The 15,723-nt window shown below is 71.9% G+C and carries 14 protein-coding genes; 7 read left to right on the top strand and 7 right to left on the bottom strand.

Annotated features, from left to right (window positions below):
• Positions 1–51: 51 nt before the first annotated feature.
• Together ACWEOE_RS29420 and araD are read right to left on the bottom strand one after the other, a co-directional pair.
• Complete coding sequence (locus ACWEOE_RS29420; protein ID WP_452014770.1) at positions 52–1,815, bottom strand: VanW family protein; 1,764 nt, start codon at positions 1,813–1,815, stop codon at positions 52–54.
• Between the two features lie 91 nt (positions 1,816–1,906).
• Complete coding sequence (gene araD, locus ACWEOE_RS29415) at positions 1,907–3,625, bottom strand: L-arabinonate dehydratase (protein ID WP_452014768.1); 1,719 nt, start codon at positions 3,623–3,625, stop codon at positions 1,907–1,909.
• A gap of 147 nt (positions 3,626–3,772) precedes the next feature.
• Here araD and ACWEOE_RS29410 point away from each other — a divergent pair, with 147 nt between their 5' ends.
• Genes ACWEOE_RS29410 through ACWEOE_RS29400 form a run of 3 tightly spaced genes read left to right on the top strand, consistent with a single transcriptional unit; the run spans position 3,773 to position 5,953 of the window.
• Complete coding sequence (locus ACWEOE_RS29410) at positions 3,773–4,432, top strand: GntR family transcriptional regulator (RefSeq protein WP_452014766.1); 660 nt, start codon at positions 3,773–3,775, stop codon at positions 4,430–4,432.
• Positions 4,433–4,436: 4 nt separating this feature from the next.
• On the top strand, positions 4,437–4,940 hold the full coding sequence (locus ACWEOE_RS29405; RefSeq protein ID WP_452014765.1) for a metallophosphoesterase family protein: 504 nt from the start codon (positions 4,437–4,439) through the stop codon (positions 4,938–4,940).
• 17 nt (positions 4,941–4,957) lie between these two features.
• On the top strand, positions 4,958–5,953 hold the full coding sequence (locus tag ACWEOE_RS29400) for a PHP domain-containing protein (protein WP_452014764.1): 996 nt from the start codon (positions 4,958–4,960) through the stop codon (positions 5,951–5,953).
• Here the strand turns inward: ACWEOE_RS29400 and ACWEOE_RS29395 are convergent.
• Both ACWEOE_RS29395 and ACWEOE_RS29390 read right to left on the bottom strand, forming a co-directional pair.
• Positions 5,940–6,605, bottom strand: coding sequence for a L,D-transpeptidase family protein (locus tag ACWEOE_RS29395; protein ID WP_452014762.1), 666 nt, complete (start codon positions 6,603–6,605; stop codon positions 5,940–5,942). The genes ACWEOE_RS29400 and ACWEOE_RS29395 overlap by 14 nt on opposite strands.
• Positions 6,606–6,667: 62 nt before the next feature.
• A complete protein-coding gene (locus ACWEOE_RS29390) occupies positions 6,668–7,516 on the bottom strand; it encodes a chitosanase (protein ID WP_452014760.1) in 849 nt (282 codons plus the stop codon).
• Positions 7,517–8,115: 599 nt separating this feature from the next.
• Between ACWEOE_RS29390 and ACWEOE_RS29385 the strand changes: the two genes are divergently transcribed.
• On the top strand, positions 8,116–10,137 hold the full coding sequence (locus ACWEOE_RS29385; protein WP_452014759.1) for an MFS transporter: 2,022 nt from the start codon (positions 8,116–8,118) through the stop codon (positions 10,135–10,137).
• 1,006 nt (positions 10,138–11,143) lie between these two features.
• Here ACWEOE_RS29385 and ACWEOE_RS29380 read toward each other — a convergent pair.
• On the bottom strand, positions 11,144–11,290 hold the full coding sequence (locus ACWEOE_RS29380; protein ID WP_452014757.1) for a hypothetical protein: 147 nt from the start codon (positions 11,288–11,290) through the stop codon (positions 11,144–11,146).
• A 65-nt stretch (positions 11,291–11,355) separates the two neighbouring features.
• Positions 11,356–12,516, bottom strand: coding sequence for a saccharopine dehydrogenase family protein (locus ACWEOE_RS29375; protein WP_452014755.1), 1,161 nt, complete (start codon positions 12,514–12,516; stop codon positions 11,356–11,358).
• Positions 12,517–12,606: 90 nt separating this feature from the next.
• On the opposite strand from ACWEOE_RS29375, the gene ACWEOE_RS29370 reads away from it, so the two are divergent.
• Positions 12,607–13,443 (top strand): LLM class flavin-dependent oxidoreductase, encoded by an 837-nt coding sequence (locus tag ACWEOE_RS29370; RefSeq protein WP_452014753.1) that lies wholly within the window; start codon positions 12,607–12,609, stop codon positions 13,441–13,443.
• Here the strand turns inward: ACWEOE_RS29370 and ACWEOE_RS29365 are convergent.
• Positions 13,440–13,991 (bottom strand): DUF4262 domain-containing protein, encoded by a 552-nt coding sequence (locus ACWEOE_RS29365; RefSeq protein ID WP_452014751.1) that lies wholly within the window; start codon positions 13,989–13,991, stop codon positions 13,440–13,442. The genes ACWEOE_RS29370 and ACWEOE_RS29365 overlap by 4 nt on opposite strands.
• Positions 13,992–14,083: 92 nt before the next feature.
• On the opposite strand from ACWEOE_RS29365, the gene ACWEOE_RS29360 reads away from it, so the two are divergent.
• Positions 14,084–14,440: a hypothetical protein gene (locus ACWEOE_RS29360; protein WP_452014750.1), complete on the top strand. Its 357-nt coding sequence runs from the start codon at positions 14,084–14,086 to the stop codon at positions 14,438–14,440.
• 40 nt (positions 14,441–14,480) lie between these two features.
• Positions 14,481–15,674, top strand: coding sequence for a cation:proton antiporter (locus ACWEOE_RS29355; RefSeq protein WP_452014748.1), 1,194 nt, complete (start codon positions 14,481–14,483; stop codon positions 15,672–15,674).
• The last annotated feature ends 49 nt before the right edge of the window (positions 15,675–15,723 follow it).

Here is a 15,723-nt window from a genome sequence, read left to right as displayed (position 1 = left end):
GACGATCTTCGGGGCGAACCGCACCTCGATCAGGCCCGGCAGGAATCCGGCCTATGCCCCGCAGGTGATCTTCGGCTGCGGGTTGTACCGCACCGTCCGCGTGTGCCGCGAGACTTCCCGTCCCGTGGCCGCGTCCTTGAGCACCCGCGTGTCCGTGGTGGTGAAACCCGGCGCGCCGTTCGACGCATGACAATTCGAGGCCGGGCCGGGCTTCGTCGGCGGGGGTGTGGGGTTCGTGCGCGCGCCCGGGATCGACTCCACCAAGTACCGCTTCGTGCCCCACAGCTTCACCGTGAGCGACGACGGCGACCAGATCGTCTGGATCGCGATGCCTGTGTCGGAGTCGTTGGTGAACTTGAGGTCGATGACGCTGGAACCGTCGGGGTTCTGGAACACCGTGGCCTCGCGCGCGGCCGGGTAGCGGCTGATGTAGTAGCTGTGCTCCTTGTGCCCGGCGTCCTTCATGCCGGCGAAGTACGAGGCGTTGTAGAGCGTGGTCGCGAACTGCGAGATGCCGCCGCCGACCTCGCGGGCCGGGGCTCCGTTCTCGATCACGCCGGCCTCCACGTAGCCCTGGGGTTTGCCGCGGGGGCCGGTGAAACCGTTGAGGCTGAAGGTTTCGCCGGGTTTCACGATGGCCCCGTTCACCTTCTGCGCGACCACGCGGATGTTCACGCCGGAGTCGGGCGCGAAGCCACCGGTGGTGAACTCGCCGACGACCTCCTTCACGCCCAGTGCGTTGGCCTGCTCGGTGGTCACCTTCGCCGGGCTGTTCTTGTACACGGCCTTCAGCTCACGCGAATCCGCCCGCTTCAGCACGTCCGGCAACGGCTTCAGGCTCGGCTCCCAGTCCACGGTCCTGCCGTCCACCGACGGCTCGACGACGGGCTTCCCGCCGCTGAACCCGATGGTCGCCTCCTTGCCCTCCTTCTCGGTGGACTTCAGCTGCGGGCCGGCGACCGCGACGAGCTTCTTCTGGTCCAGCACGGGCGTCAGGCCACCGCCGTCCGCCGGTGCGAAGGTCAGGGCGGCCGCGATGTCCTTCGGCTTCAACGTCGCCGAGGCGCCCTCGCCCGCGATCGTCACCGGCGCCGCGACGGCCGGGCGCGCGAACTGCTCCAGCGCCGCCTGCACACCTTCCGGCGTCGTCCGCACGGGCGTGGGCACCATCGGCAGCGCGAGTTCCGCGCCCGACGCCCAGTTGCTCAGCACCGCGGCCTTGGCGGCGGCGACGTCGAGCTTCTGCCCGGGCTGCGGCGAGACGGCGACGGGCGTGGTGCCGTCGAACTTCACCGTGCCTTCCACCGCTTCGCGATCCACGCGTCCGCGCAGGTCCTCCAGCGCCGGGTCGAGGCGGTCGCCCTCGGCGTGGGAGACGACGCCGATCTCGCGCGTGGTGAAGAACGACGCGAGCCGCGTGAACGGGTTCAGCGGCTGATCGCCCGCCTGATCGAGCGTCGCGGACCAGTCCAGCCGCAGGCCCGCGAGCGTTGGCGACAGCGTGGTGCGGGCCTCGCCCGCGGTCACCGTCAGGGGCTTTGTGAGCCGCGGCTCGATCAGGCTGCGCAGCTCGCGCTCGGCCACCGGCCGGTCCAGGCCACCGACGTCGACGCCCGCCACCGTGACTCCGCGCGGCACGCTGCCCTGGCTGGTGAGCAGGTCGATCAGGTACACGACCAGCAGCGCGGCGAGCGTCCCGCCGGAGATCCAGGCGGCTCTGCGCAGGCGGCGGCGTGGTTCGGGCGTGGGCTCGACCGCCGGCAGCACGACCGTCTGCTCGTCCTCGGACTCCGGCCAGCGCGGTTCGTACGGCACCTGTTCGACCCTCCGTTTGCTGCGTCCCGCGCCACAGCGTACGGCCTGAGCCGGACATGACGGACTACTGCCCCTTCATGGCACAAACCGGTCAGCGAGCGTCCGGTTCCGGGTTGGCGCCGGCGCGTGCGAGGAAGTCGAAGTCGCAGCCCTCGTCGGCCTGGGTGATGTGCTCGGCGTACAGGGCACCGTAACCGCGTTCGAACCGCGGCGCAGGCTCAAGCCACGCCGCGCGCCGGCGCGCCAGCTCGTCGTCCGGCACTTCGAGGCGCAACGCCCGCGCCGGCACGTCGAGCGTGATCAGGTCGCCGTCGCGGACCAGCGCGAGCGGGCCGCCGACGTGCGACTCCGGGGCGACGTGCAGCACGCAGGCGCCGTAGGACGTGCCGCTCATGCGTGCGTCGGAGATCCGCACCATGTCGCGCACGCCCTGGGCGAGCAGGTGGTCGGGGATCGGCAGCATGCCGTACTCGGGCATGCCCGGGCCGCCGAGCGGGCCGGAGCCGCGCAACACGAGCACGGAGTCGGCGGTGATTCCGAGCGCCGGGTCGTTGATGCGCTTCTTCAGATCGGCGTGGTCGTCGAACACCACGGCGGGCCCGGTGTGCGTGAGCAGCTCCGGCGTCGCGGCGATGTGCTTGATGACCGCGCCCGACGGCGCCAGGTTGCCGTGCAGCACGGCGACGCCGCCTTCGGCCGCCAGCGGGTTGTCGCGCGGCCGGATCACGTCGTCGTTGTGCACGCGCGCCGACTCCAGCGTCTCGCCCAGCGTGCGGCCGGAGACGGTGAGCCGGTCGGTGTGCAGGAGATCCGTCAGGCGCGACAGCAGCCCGGGCAGGCCGCCCGCGTAGTAGAAGTCCTCCATCAGCCAGGCGCCGCCCGGGCGGATGTTCGCGAGCACGGGCACGCGGCGCGCGATCTCGTCGAAGTCGGCCAGGCTCAAGGCCAGGCCGCTGCGGCCGGCCATGGCGATCAGGTGGATCACGGCGTTGGTCGAGCCGCCGAGCGCGAGCACGGTGGTGATGGCGTCGGCGTACGCGCGTTCGTCGAGGAGCTTCGTGATCGTGAGGTCCTCCCACACCAGGTCCACGATCCGCGCGCCACTCATGGCCGCCATCCGGTGGTGCGCCGAGTCCACGGCCGGGATCGACGCGGCACCCGGCAGCGTCACCCCGAGGACCTCCGCGGCCGAGGTCATGGTCGACGCGGTGCCCATCGTCATGCAGTGGCCGGGGGAACGGGCGAGACCGCGTTCGAGCTCGGCCAGCTCCTCGTCGCCGATCGTGCCGGCTCGGCGTTCGTCCCAGTACTTCCACATGTCCGTGCCGCTGCCCAGGACCTCGTTGCGCCAGTGGCCACGCAGCATCGGGCCGGCGGGCACGAAGATGGCGGGCAGCCCGGCGCTCGCCGCACCCATCAGCAACGCCGGGGTGGTCTTGTCGCAGCCGCCCATCAGCACCGCGCCGTCGACCGGGTAGGAGCGCAGGATCTCCTCGGTCTCCATCGCCAGCAGGTTGCGGTACAGCATGGGCGTGGGCTTCTGGTACGTCTCCGACAGCGTCGCCACGGGGAACTCCAGCGGGAACCCGCCGGCCTGCCACACGCCGCGCTTCACCTGTTCGGCGCGCTCACGCAGGTGCATGTGGCACGGGTTGATGTCGCTCCACGTGTTCAGCACGGCGATCACCGGTTTGCCGAGGTGTTCCTCGGGCTCGTAGCCGAGCTGGCGGGCCCGGGCGCGGTGGCTGAAGTTCCGCAGCTCGTCGCCGCCGAACCAGCGGTGGCTGCGCAGGTCCTCCGGGGTTTTCATGGCCGGGCCGCCTTTCGTCGCTACGAGCAGTATGGCATCTGATATACGATCACAGACCGCCGTGCGGGTCGCGGGCACCGCTCGTGGCCGCCTGGTTGAATATCGGTCTGCCCGACGGCGCAGACCGCGTGAGCCTGGAGAAGTCCGATGCCATCGACGTTCAGCCTGCCCGCCTCCCGGACCGAAGTGGTGCTGGAGGAGATCCGGCGCGCCATCCTGACTCGGGAGCTGCTGCCAGGCCAGCCGCTGGTGGAGGCCGAGCTCGCGGCGCGTCTCGGGGTGTCGAAGACGCCGGTGCGCGAGGCGCTGAAGGTGCTGTCGAACTCCGGGCTCGTCACGTTCAGCCCCTACCGCGGCGCGTCGGTGTGCGTGGTCGACGCCGAGCTCGCGCGGTCGGTGTACGACGTGCGGATGGTGCTCGAACCCGAAGCGCTGCGGCGTTCGGTGGCCGCCGGGGCGCCGTTGGACGACGCGGGGGAAGCGCTGAAGGACGCGCAGGCCGCGCTCGCGGACAAGGACCACACCACGCTCAGCCTGCTCAACCGCCGTTTCCACCGCGCGCTCTACGCCGGCTGCGGCAACCCGCTGATGGTGTCGATGCTCGACGACCTCCGCGACCGCGCCGCCCTCATCAGCGTGATCGGCTGGGACGCGAACCCCAGCTGGCGCAAGGAGTGGGCCGAGCACAAGGCCGTGCTCGCCGCCGCGAAGAAGGGTGACGCGGAGGGCGCGGCGGACCTGCTGCGCAACCACATCGGCGCGTTCCTCGAGCGCGTGCTGGCGGCGATCCCGACCGAGGAGGCCTGAGAACGTGCGGCTGCTGCTGGTCGCGGACACGCACCTGCCGAAGCGGGCCAAGGAACTGCCCGACGAGGTCTGGGCGGAGGTCGAGCGGGCCGACGTGGTGGTGCACGCGGGCGACTGGGTGGACCTCGACGCGTTCGACGAGCTCGCGGTGGCCAGCAAACGGCTCGTCGCGGTGTACGGCAACAACGACGGACCCGAGCTGCGCGAGTGGCTGCCGGAGGTCGCGCGCGTGACGCTCGGTGGCGTGCGCCTGGCCGTGATCCACGAAACGGGCGACGCGAAGGGCCGCGAACGGCGCTGCGACGCGCGGTTCCCCGACACCGACGTGCTCGTGTTCGGTCACAGCCACATCCCGTGGGACACCGTGACCCCCGGCGGCCTGCGCCTGCTCAACCCCGGCTCTCCCACCGACCGGCGGCGCCAAGAGTTCTGCACGTACCAGACGGCGGAGATCCGTGACGGGAAACTGGTGGACGTCGAGCTCCACGAGCTGCCCCGGCGCTCCTGAACGGGTAGACAGGACGCATGGATCCGGCACGCGCCCTGCGCGACATCGCGTTCCAGCTCGAACGCGCGGCTGAGCCGACCTACCGCGTCCGCGCCTTCCGGCTGGCGGCGGCGGTGGTCGACGGCCTGACGCAGGAGGAGCTGGAGAGCCGCGTGCGCTCCGGCACGCTGCAGGGGCTCAAGGGCATCGGCAAGGCGACGGCCGGCGTCATCGAAGACGCGTGGCTGGGCCGCGTGCCCGCGTACGCGGCGAAGGTCGCCGAAGCGGACCTGCCCGACGGCGGCGAGTTGCGGGCCGCACTGCGCGGCGACTGCCACACGCACTCCGACTGGTCCGACGGCGGCAGCCCCATCCAGGAGATGGCCGAGGCCGCGCGCGACCTGGGCCACGAGTGGATCGTGCTCACCGACCACTCGCCGCGCCTGACCGTGGCCAACGGCCTCTCGGCCGAGCGGCTGCGCAAGCAGATGGCCGAGGTCGCGCGGGTGAACGCGGAGCTCGCGCCGTTCCGGCTGCTGCACGGCATCGAGGTCGACATCCTCGACGACGGCGCCCTCGACCAGCGTTCGGACCTGCTGGAGCGGCTGGATTTCGTGGTCGCCAGCGTGCACTCGAAGCTGCGCATGCCCTCGCGGGAGCTCACGCCACGGCTGCTGGCGGCCGTCGCGAACCCGCTCGTGCGCGTGCTCGGCCACTGCACCGGCCGGCTCGTGCGTGGCGCGAGGGCTCGGCCGCCCTCGACGTTCGACGCGGAGAAGGTGTTCACCGCGTGCCGGGACAACGGCGTGGCGGTGGAGATCAACTCGCGCCCGGAACGGCTCGACCCGCCCATGGCGCTGCTGCGGATGGCCGTGGAGCTGGGCTGCGACTTCGCCATCGACAGCGACGCGCACGCCCCCGGCCAGCTCGACTGGCAGGTCTACGGGTGTGCGCGGGCCGAGAAGGCCGGGCTGACCGCGGATCGCGTGATCAACACGCGGCCCGCCGACGAACTCTTGTCTACTTCGGACTGATCCCGATGTCGATCGCCGGGTGCTCGGCCGGGTCGAGCCACCGCATCACGGCGTCGAGGTCGGGCCCCGGGATCGACACGCAGCCGGCCGTCGGCTTGCCGTTCGACACGTGCAGGAAAAACGCGGAACCCTTGCCCGGCACGGCGGGCGAGCGGTTGTAGTCGATCACGGTGGCGTGGTCGTAGACCGGGCCGGCCTTGCCGAGGTCCTCGCCGGCCGCCTCGTCGAACGGGCACGTGCCGGGCGCGCAGTGCTGATGCGTGTTGTAGAGGGGCGAGTGGACGTCGGAGACCCACCAGTCGCTGGCGGTCACCTGGCGGTAGGGCAGCCGGGTGCCGTTGCTGGGCCGGATGCCGAACGCCTCGGTGAGCGTCCAGGCGCCGGCGGGTGTGCGCGAGGTCGTTTCGCTCGCCTGGCCGATGCCCTGCTTGCCGACGAACGCCGGGAACGGTCCGAGGGCTTTGACCCAGCGTCCGTCGTGGCGCTCCCAGGCGGTGAGCGTGGCGGTGGTCGAGGCCGCGTCCGGCGCGGTGACCGTGACCACCTGGCCCGCTTCGGGCACGGCGGGCACGGGTGCCGGCGCGGGTGCGGTCGGCGCGACGGTGCCGAGCGCCCCCAGCGCGATGGCGAGTGGCACGACAGCGGGTCTCATGGCCGGGATCCTACGGCAGGAACCCGGGCCGCCGAGGGAAAATCGGCCGCCCGGGTGCCGGCTCAGTTGATGGTGTAGGAGTCGCCGTAGACCTTCCACTTCAGCGGCGTGTGCAGGTCGAGGTTGCCCGCGTTGAGGAACACGAGCTGCTCGGTGTCCACGCGCGAGGTGTCGGCGTGGGCCTCTTCCTGCTTCATGATCACCTTGCGGGCGTCGAGGAACGCCTTGAGGTAGGTGGTTTCGTTGCCACCCTGTGACGGCGGCTTCGCCTTGCGGATCGCGGCGTTGCGGATGCCGCCGAAGCTGTCGGAGCTGTTGCCCGGGCCGTGCATCACGATGGCGTCGTAGTAGATGAACTGGCCGAGCGCGCCGAGGCCGTCGGACTTGGCCTGGTTCACCGACGGGTTGAAGTACACGCGGTCGCGCTCGCTGTTCTGGGCGGCCTGGAACTGCGGCGTCTGCGCCGCCTGCTGCCACGCGCTCACGAACGCGTTGCCGAGACCGCTGTGCGAGTCGCTGCCGTTGACGTTGCGCAGCGCCGGCAGGTACTTGGCGAGCGGGTTGTTCGGCACGGAATCGGTGTAGGCCTCGACGAGCTCCAGCATGTCGCCGGTGCCCGAGCAGAACCCGATGATGCCGGCGGTGTAGCCGCGGCCGTCGCCGATGTCCTCGATGTAGCTGTACTGGGCCTTCCAGTCGAGGCTCGAGTTCTCCGCACTGGACACCAGCTGCATCGCGATGTCCTTCTTCTCCGGCGACGCGAGGTCGCCTCCGGAGGCGAGGATCGAAGCCGTGCTCGCGGTGGTCGCCGTGGGCGCCGCCGAGGACAGCGCGGGAGTGGTCAGGACGACGGTGAGGGCCGACGCCACGGTGAGACCGGCAACGAGAGCAGGCCGCATCGTCTTGCGCATGGGGGATTCCCTTTCCGCAGGATCGTCACGGCGGGGACCGTGACAGGTGGGCAAGGCGGACGAAGCTGTGAATTCCCTGGCACGCCAGGGTAATCCCGACTCCGGGTGCTGCTGCGGCGTAGCGCAACGATAACCGCGGGTGATCCGTGCGGCAAGGGGCAGAATGGGGTTTTCAGGGATGTGAACGGCGGTTCGGGGGCTGGGAATGGGTTCCGGTCATCGGGAAACCATTCCGAGCGAGGGAGTCGGCGCCCTTGGCGGATCCACAAAGGACTCATTCGGCCCCGGGACATCCACCACCACCTGCTTATGTCCATTAAGGACTGTCGCGCGAACGACGTGACAACCGGTGCGAACCCGACCGGACCGGGACGGGTGCTCACCTTCGGCGTCGACGGGCCCGGGCGCCGATCAGCACTGCCGTCACCGACCGCACGCCGGCCGACTTCAGTGCCCTCGGGAGCGCCACGGGCATCGACGGGGGCCTGGCTCGCCCCCGGTGATCTTCGCCATGCCACGATCGGCGCCGTCACGTCCGGGAGAACGCGGGTGGGTACCGTTGACCCGGTGAAGTGTCCGTACTTGTCGCGGGTGGTCCAGTGAGCGCTTTCCCCACGCCGGAGCCGGATCCGCGGCGCTGGCGAGCGCTGTGGGTCTGCCTGATCGCCGGGTTCATGACGCTGCTGGACGTCAGCATCGTCAACGTCGCGCTGCCGTCGATGGAGCACGGGATCGGCGCGACGCCCGCCGACGTGTCCTGGGTGGTGTCCGGGTACGCCCTGACGTTCGGCCTGGCGCTCGTGCCGGCCGGGCGGCTGGGCGACGACTACGGGCGCCGGAGGATGTTCCTGCTGGGGCTGGCGCTGTTCGTGGCGACGAGCGCGCTGTGCGGGGCGGCGCCGAACGCGACGTGGCTGGTCGTGGCGCGGCTGGCGCAGGGCATCGCCGGCGGGCTGCTCAACCCGCAGGTCATCGGCATGATGCAGCAGCTGTTCTCGGGCCGCGAGCGGGGCAAGGCGTTCGGCGCGTTCGGCGCGGTGGTGGGCCTGTCGACGGCCATCGGGCCGGTGCTGGGCGGCCTGCTGATCCAGGGCTTCGGCGTCGACGAGGGCTGGCGCTACGTCTTCTACGTGAACCTGCCGATCGGCATCCTCGCGATCCTGTTCGGCCTGCGCCTGCTGCCCAAGGACGTGCGCGACGGTCCGAAGCGCGCGCCGGACCTGCTGGGGACGATCCTACTCGGCGTCGCGGTCGTGGCCGTGATGCTGCCGCTGGTCGAGGAGGAGGAGCAGGCTGCGCAGCCGCGGTGGTGGCTGATGGGCGTCGCGGCGGGACTGCTCGTGCTGTTCGTGCTGTGGCAGCGCCGGCTCGGCAGCCGGGGCAAACACCCGCTGGTGAACCTGAAGCTGCTGAGCATCCGCAGCTACACGATGGGCTCGTTGCTCGGGTTGGTCTACTTTGCCGGGTTCACCGGGATCTTCCTGGTTCTGACGCTGTTCTTCCAGCAGGGCCAGGGCTACTCGGCGCTCGAGTCGGGCGCGGCGCTGCTGGCGTTCGCCATCGGCTCGGCGATCTCGCCCGCGATCGGCGGGCGGCTCGTGCACCGGCTGGGCCGGCCGATGGTCGTGGTGGGCAACCTGCTCGCGGCGCTCGGTCTCGCCGGCACGGCGTGGATCGTGCGCGACTACCTCGGCGCCGGCGCCGCGCTCATGGTCGCCGGGCCACTGTTCGTCGCCGGCTTCGGCAGCGGCCTGGTCATCGCACCGAACTCGACGCTCGCGCTGGAAGACGTCGCACCCGCCGAAGGCGGCACCGCCGCCGGCGTGCTGCAGACGGGACAGCGCATCGGCTCGGCGATCGGCACCGCGCTGGGCGGTTCGCTGTTCTTCGGCCAGCTGACCCGCTCACACGGCGACTACCACGCGGCGGCGGCGCTCGGCCTGATCGGCTCGACGGCCCTGGTCACGCTCGCACTGCTGGTCGGCCTGGCGGACGTCGTCCTCTACGCCCGCTCCCGCAGGAAGGCCGCCGCGCGGCCGGCGCACGAGGCGGTGCCTGAACCGGTGCCGGAGAAGCTGGTGCCGGAGAAGCTGGTGCCGGAGAAATCAGGGCCGCCCGAAGCGGTGTCCGGCTCGGTGCAAGGCCTCGCGCCGGGAGAACAAGCCGCGGTGACGTTGACGTCCCTGGAGACCCACCAGGTCCGCCGCACCGCCACCGGCCCGGGAGGCGCCTTCGCCCTGTCCGCACCGACCGGCACGTACTTGCTCCTCGTCACCGGCCCCGGCCACGCCCCCATCGCCCGCCACGTGACGGTCGGCTCCGATCCCGTCCGCGAAGACGTCGTCCTGCCCCGCTCGGTCCGCCTCGTCGGCACCGTTCGCGCCGATCCCGGCCCGTTCAGCGGTGCCCAGGTCACGGTCCTGGACTCGGCCGGCGAAGTCCAGCGCGTCGTCGTGACCGACGACGCCGGCCGCTACGTCGTCGACGGCCTGGCCCCGGGTCGGTACCGGGTCGTCGTCACGAGCTACGAACCGGCCGCGAGCCCGGTCGAGCTCACCGCCGACGGCCCGGCGGAATTCGACCCTCGCCTGCGCCTCGCCTCCGCGGTGGACGGGCACTGAGCACAGCCGGAGACCTACTCCGCGGCCACGGCAGCCGAAGCCGCGGGAACAGCGGGTGCAGGCGCCGGAACACCCACCTCGATGCGGCTTCGGCTCGGCGCCCGCGTCACCAGGCTCTCCAGCCACGCGACATCCATCCGGGCCGCCTATTTACGGCCGGGCCTTGCAGACCGGACGAACGGCGGAACCGTCCGGTCCGTCCACTGTGGATCTCGTCAGGGGCGGGCCAGGTCGCGCACGGTCGTCGCGTCGATGCAGCGTCGGGCGTCCGGATCGATGGCGGCGGACCTCGCCAACGCGTCGACCAGGGCAGGGTTTCGGGCCAGTTGCGTGGCGTACTCGGCGACGACGGCCGGGCACAGGGCGACCCGGCCGGTTTCACGTCGGGGTGGGTGGCCAGCCCGAACAAGCCGGTGATCACGGGGACCAGGACCGCCGCGGTTGCGGGCAGGGCGCCGGCGATCAGCGTGGCTCGGGCGGTGCCGTCCTTCCGGCCGGTTTGGTCGGGGGCGCCGGTGGCGGGGCACCCGGGGGCCGGTTCGGGGCAGCTGCGGCCGGTTGCGCCGCTGGGACGCCTGCCTGGTGCAACCGAGCGCGGTGGGCTCTGAGCCGTCGGAGTGCGTAGTCGTGGTCAAGCGGGCGCATGGTGGCCACCTGCGTCGCCCGGCAGCGAGAACTCCTCGCCGAACAGGAGCCGGGCGAGGTCCGCCGTCCGGGTCGCACCGTGGCGCTCGGTGGCGAGCAGCACGAGGTCGCTGTGCCCGATCCCGAGCCGGCCGAGCGCCGTGTCCAGGCGGCGGACCGAGTCGGTCCGCCCGCCGGCGGCGAGGTCGGAGCGCGCGAACCACAGGTCCTCGAGCCGACCCCGAGACGTCGGCGGCCAAGTCGTGCCGTTTGCCGGTGTCCTCTCGTGCGGCCGGGCCGTCGTCCTGGGTCGACCGGCGATGGAGGCGTTCGACCTGCCGCACCGTGATCTCCAGGTCCGACAGGACCAGCTCCGCTTCGGTCAGCACTGCCCGGCGGCGCGAGGCGAGCAGCGCGGCGGCGCCCCGGCCACCGCGGCCGACAGCGCCGTGGCGCCCAGCCGGCTCGCCCCACAACCCCGCCGACCGCCGCCGACCGCCCCGAGCACCGCGACGACCACCGACAGCACGACACCGCACGTTACGCCGTTTCACCCCGGACCGGGGACCGCCGGCAGTTCACAACGGACTGTGGTTACAGAGTCCGGAACCCCAGCCCCGCCCTCGTCAACCGCTCGATCAACGCGTCCCCCATCGCCGTCGCGGTGGTCACCTGGCCGGCCGTCGCCGGCAAGTCGTCGAAGGCCAGGCACAGGGCCGATTCCGCCAGCATCTTCGCCGTCTCGTCGTAGCCCGGGTCGCCGCCGGAGACTTCGGTGGTCACGTCGTGTCCACCGCCGGAGCCGGTGAAGCGGACGGTGAACCAGGACTTCGCGCGGCGGGCCACGCTCGGGCCCTGGCCGGGCGCCAGCAGCTTCGACAGTGCCTCCCGTGCGGGCGCCAGCTGAGCGGCGGCGAACAACGCGCCCGCACCGGCCGTCGCGCCGGCCAGGGCGGGCAGGCGGTCGAAGGCGGCGAAGTGGCGGTAGCGGAAGTCGGGTCCGTAGCGCGCCGACGCGCGGGCGGAGTGGCCCACGACCTGCGGATCGATCGTGGGCAGCGGCACGGCCCACTGGCCGGTGCCGGGCACGCGGTGCGGGCCGCCGAGGGGGGTCCGCACGCGGCGGCCCTCGAGCGCGGGCTGTGCGGCAGCGCGCACCTTCGCCACGCGGTTGGCCGCCGCCTGGCGGGAGAACGCCGTCATGGCCGTGAGGAAGGTGCCGCCCGACGGCAGGGCACCGACGCGGACGTAGCCGTCGACCCGCAGCGGGACGTCGGCGGGCAGCTGCCGCACGGTGTACCAGGCGCCGAGGTCGTGGGGGATCGAATCGAAGCCGCAGCTGTGCACGAGCCGCGCGCCGGTTTCGGCGGCTTGCGCGTGGTGGGCGAGGTACATGCGGTCGACGAACTCGGGCTCGCCCGTGAGGTCGACGTAGTCGGTTCCCTCGGCGGCGCACGCGGCGACGAGCGGCTCGCCGTAGTGCAGGTAGGGGCCCACGGTGGTGGCCACGACCTTCGCCGCCGCCGCGACCGCGCGCAGGGAGTCGGGGTCGGCGATGTCGGCGCTGAGCAGGGGCAACGTGCTCAGCCGCTCGTCGATCGCGACCAGCCGGGTGCGCAGGGTTTCGAGCTTGGCGCGGTTGCGGCCCGCCAGCGCCCAGCGGCAGCCGGGCGGGGCTGAGCGCGCGAGGTACTCCGCCGTGAGCGTGCCGGTGAAGCCGGTGGCGCCGAACAGCACCAGGTCGTAGTCGGCCATGCGCGTGCCTCCCGAAGGTCCGCGTCCGAGGTTACCGCCGGGTCACTTCAGGGCCGGAATCTCCGCCCGTCCGGCGTGGTTGAGCGGGGTGTGACGGACTTCGGGCGGGACATCTCGACGGGCTACTTCCTCGTGCCGAACGCGGCCGACCCCCTGGTCGAGCACGCGCGCGAGCTGGAACGGATGGGGTTCGAGCACCTCGCCGTGCAGGATCACCCGTACCAGCGCCGCTACGTCGAGACGTTCGCCCTCATGGGTGTGCTCCTCGGCGCGACGACGAAGATCCGCGTGTTCCCCGACGTCGCCAACCTGCCCCTGCGCAACCCCGCCGTGCTCGCGAAGGCCGCCGCCAGCCTCGACCTGCTCTCCGGCGGCCGCTTCGACCTCGCCGTGGGCGCCGGCGCCTACTGGGACGCGATCGTCGCCTACGGCGGCCCACGCCGTTCCCCGGGTGAGGCCCTCGCCGCCGAGGAGGAGGCGATGACCGTCATCCGCAAGATCTGGAGCGGCGACCACAACCTCCGGTTCGACGGCCGCTTCCACTCCCTCGCCGGCGCCCACTCCGGCCCCGCGCCGGCGCGCCCGATCGGCCTCTGGCTCGGCTCCTACGGCCCCCGCGCGCTGCGCCTCACCGGCCGCCTCGCCGACGGCTGGGTCGTGAGCCTCCGCGACGACCCCGCCGACGTCGTCCGCATGGGCGCCGCCGTGGACGCCGCCGCGCTCGACGCCGGCCGCGACCCCGGTTCGATCCGCCGCGTGCTCAACGTCGGCGCCACCCCGGCCGCCGCCGAGCTCGCGGATTTCGCCCTCGGCTCCGGCTTCGACACCTTCGTGCTCTCGGGCGCGGACGACCGGGCGGCGCACGTGTTCGTCGAGGAGACGATTCCGCGGGTGCGCGAGGACGTGGCGGCGGAGCGGGTCGCCTAGAGCTCCGCCGTCCACGGCCCCCGCGGGTGCTCTGAAGGGGGAACCCACAGCCGCGGCTGGAACGGTTCGAACTCGGCCGCGAATCCGTCGTCGGTCGGGAAGCGCCCGGTTTCGTCCGGCCACAGCACCTGCAGGAACGGCACCACCGGCTTCGTCGCCCGGTAGAAGCCCTTCGCCGTGCCGAAGAAGGCCTCGTGCCAGCCGGGGTCGACCGGCCGGAAAGCCACCCGGCCGTCGAAGACCTCGACCTCGTCACCGGCCTTGAGCTCGCGCCCCGCGGCCACCTGCTCGCCGATCGCGTTCAGCAGGCTCATCCCGGCGTCGGGCTCCAGCCCGAACACGGCCAGCTCGGGCGAGCGGAATGAATGCCACAGCCCGATCGTGAACGTCCACCCCGGGCTCACGTGGTCCTCCGGGATCGCCAGCAGGCCCCACCCGGGCTCGGCGACGTGCTCGAACAGCCTCTCGTCGACGGCGTCGAGCTGCCCTCGGTCGCCGTAGTCGAGACAGACCACGCACTTGCAGGCAGCCGCGCCGTCGTGAGACATGTCGCGAACGATAGCCCGCCACCGCGGGTGACCACCGTCCACTGTGGAATGTCTCGGGTCCGGAATTAAAGAGATGGTAAAGTGATGGCACGATGACCGCCAACGCCGCCACCGCGCCAGGGCACCGGTCCATCGTGCGCGTGCTGCTGGTTGTCGCGCTGGTGCTGGGAATTGCCGCTCCCGGGCCGGTGTACGCGCGGCACTCGGCGCTGATCGCCGGGCAATCGGTGTTCGTCACATCACGCGGTGAAGCCGAGAAGCCCGAATCGGCGGTCATTGCCCAAATATCCCCGCATTTCGTTGCCTCGCAATCAATCCCGCTCGCCACCCCACCGGACGAGCCGACGATCCGTACGCAATACGCAAAAACTGTCACCCGCGAAGCCCACCCGACCCCGAGCCGCCGCCCCGAAACCCCCACCGCCGCCCGCGCGCCTCCCGCCGGCTGAGTACGCCGACCCACCCGTACTCACCTGTTGGAGGTTCCCCATGACCAACGGTCATGCCCTGCTGGCCGTGGGCGGCGCGTTCCTGGCAGCCGGCGTGGTGGCCCGCCTGGGCACCAGGATCGGCCTGCCGACGATCCCGCTGTTCATGCTCGCCGGCTTCGTCTTCGGGCCGCACACGCCCGGGTTGTCGCTTGTGGACGACCCCGCCGAGCTCGGCGTGCTGGCCGGGCTCGGGCTTGTGTTCCTGCTGTTCTACCTCGGCCTCGAGTTCTCCCTCGACGATCTCGCGCGCGGCGGCCGCAGACTCGCCGCGGCGGGCCTGGGCTACCTGGTGCTCAACATCGGCGGCGGGCTGGCCTTCGGCTTCGCGCTGGGCTGGGGCACGCGCGAAGCCCTGGTGATCGCGGGCGCGATCGGCATCTCGTCGTCGGCCATCGTCACCAAACTCCTGCTCGAAACCCGGCGCCTGAACAACCCCGAGTCACGCCTGATCATGGGCGTGATCGTGCTCGAAGACCTGTTCCTGGCGCTCTACCTGGCCCTGCTGCAGCCCGTGCTCAGCGGCGCCGACGGGTTCGGCGCGGCCCTGGCCGACTTCGGCAAGGCGTTCGGCTTCCTCCTGGTCCTCGCGGCGCTGGCGCGCTGGGGCGGCCGCCTGGTCACGCGGCTGTTCGGCTCGGCCGACGACGAACTGCTCACCGTCTGTTTCGTCGGCGTCGCGGTGCTCGGCGCGGCCGTGGCGGAGGAGGTGGGGGTGTCCGACGCGATCGGCGCGTTCATGGTCGGCATGATGCTCGGCGGGTCGAAGGTCGCGCCGCGCGTGCACAAGCTGGTGCTGCCGCTGCGCGACGCGTTCGGGGCACTGTTCTTCTTCATCTTCGGCCTGTCGATCGACGCGGGTGCGGTGGGGACGGTCGTCGTCCCGGTGCTCGTGGCCGTGGCGCTCACGCTGGTGCTCAACCTCGCGGCCGGCGCGTTCGCGGCCCGGCTGCACGGCTTCGACCACCAGGCCGGGGTGAACATCGGTTTGACCGTGCTCACGCGGGGCGAGTTCTCGCTGGTCCTCGCGACGCTGGCCGCGGCGGCCGGGCTCGACGCGCGCGTGGCGCCGTTCGTCGCCGGGTACGTGCTGCTCCTGGCCGTGATCGGGCCGCTCGCGGTCGTGCGCTCGGAGCGGATCACGGCAAGCGTGACCAAACACGTGAGCAAGCGCCTGACCCGGTTGCGGGGGTGACCGGGAGACCCCGGGCATATTCAGGAGCCAGCCCGGTCACGCACCGCTA

This window comes from Amycolatopsis sp. NPDC004368, assembly GCF_053602515.1.
This window is presented reverse-complemented; position numbering and strand designations above follow the sequence as displayed.

Coding starts and splice junctions, on each gene's coding strand:
- araD (WP_452014768.1), bottom strand. CDS start 3,625: ATGAAAACCCCGGAGGACCTGCGCAGCCACCGCTGGTTCGGCGGCGAC.
- ACWEOE_RS29410 (WP_452014766.1), top strand. CDS start 3,773: ATGCCATCGACGTTCAGCCTGCCCGCCTCCCGGACCGAAGTGGTGCTG.
- ACWEOE_RS29400 (WP_452014764.1), top strand. CDS start 4,958: ATGGATCCGGCACGCGCCCTGCGCGACATCGCGTTCCAGCTCGAACGC.
- ACWEOE_RS29395 (WP_452014762.1), bottom strand. CDS start 6,605: ATGAGACCCGCTGTCGTGCCACTCGCCATCGCGCTGGGGGCGCTCGGC.
- ACWEOE_RS29390 (WP_452014760.1), bottom strand. CDS start 7,516: ATGCGCAAGACGATGCGGCCTGCTCTCGTTGCCGGTCTCACCGTGGCG.
- ACWEOE_RS29375 (WP_452014755.1), bottom strand. CDS start 12,516: ATGGCCGACTACGACCTGGTGCTGTTCGGCGCCACCGGCTTCACCGGC.
- ACWEOE_RS29365 (WP_452014751.1), bottom strand. CDS start 13,991: ATGTCTCACGACGGCGCGGCTGCCTGCAAGTGCGTGGTCTGTCTCGAC.
- ACWEOE_RS29360 (WP_452014750.1), top strand. CDS start 14,084: ATGACCGCCAACGCCGCCACCGCGCCAGGGCACCGGTCCATCGTGCGC.
- ACWEOE_RS29355 (WP_452014748.1), top strand. CDS start 14,481: ATGACCAACGGTCATGCCCTGCTGGCCGTGGGCGGCGCGTTCCTGGCA.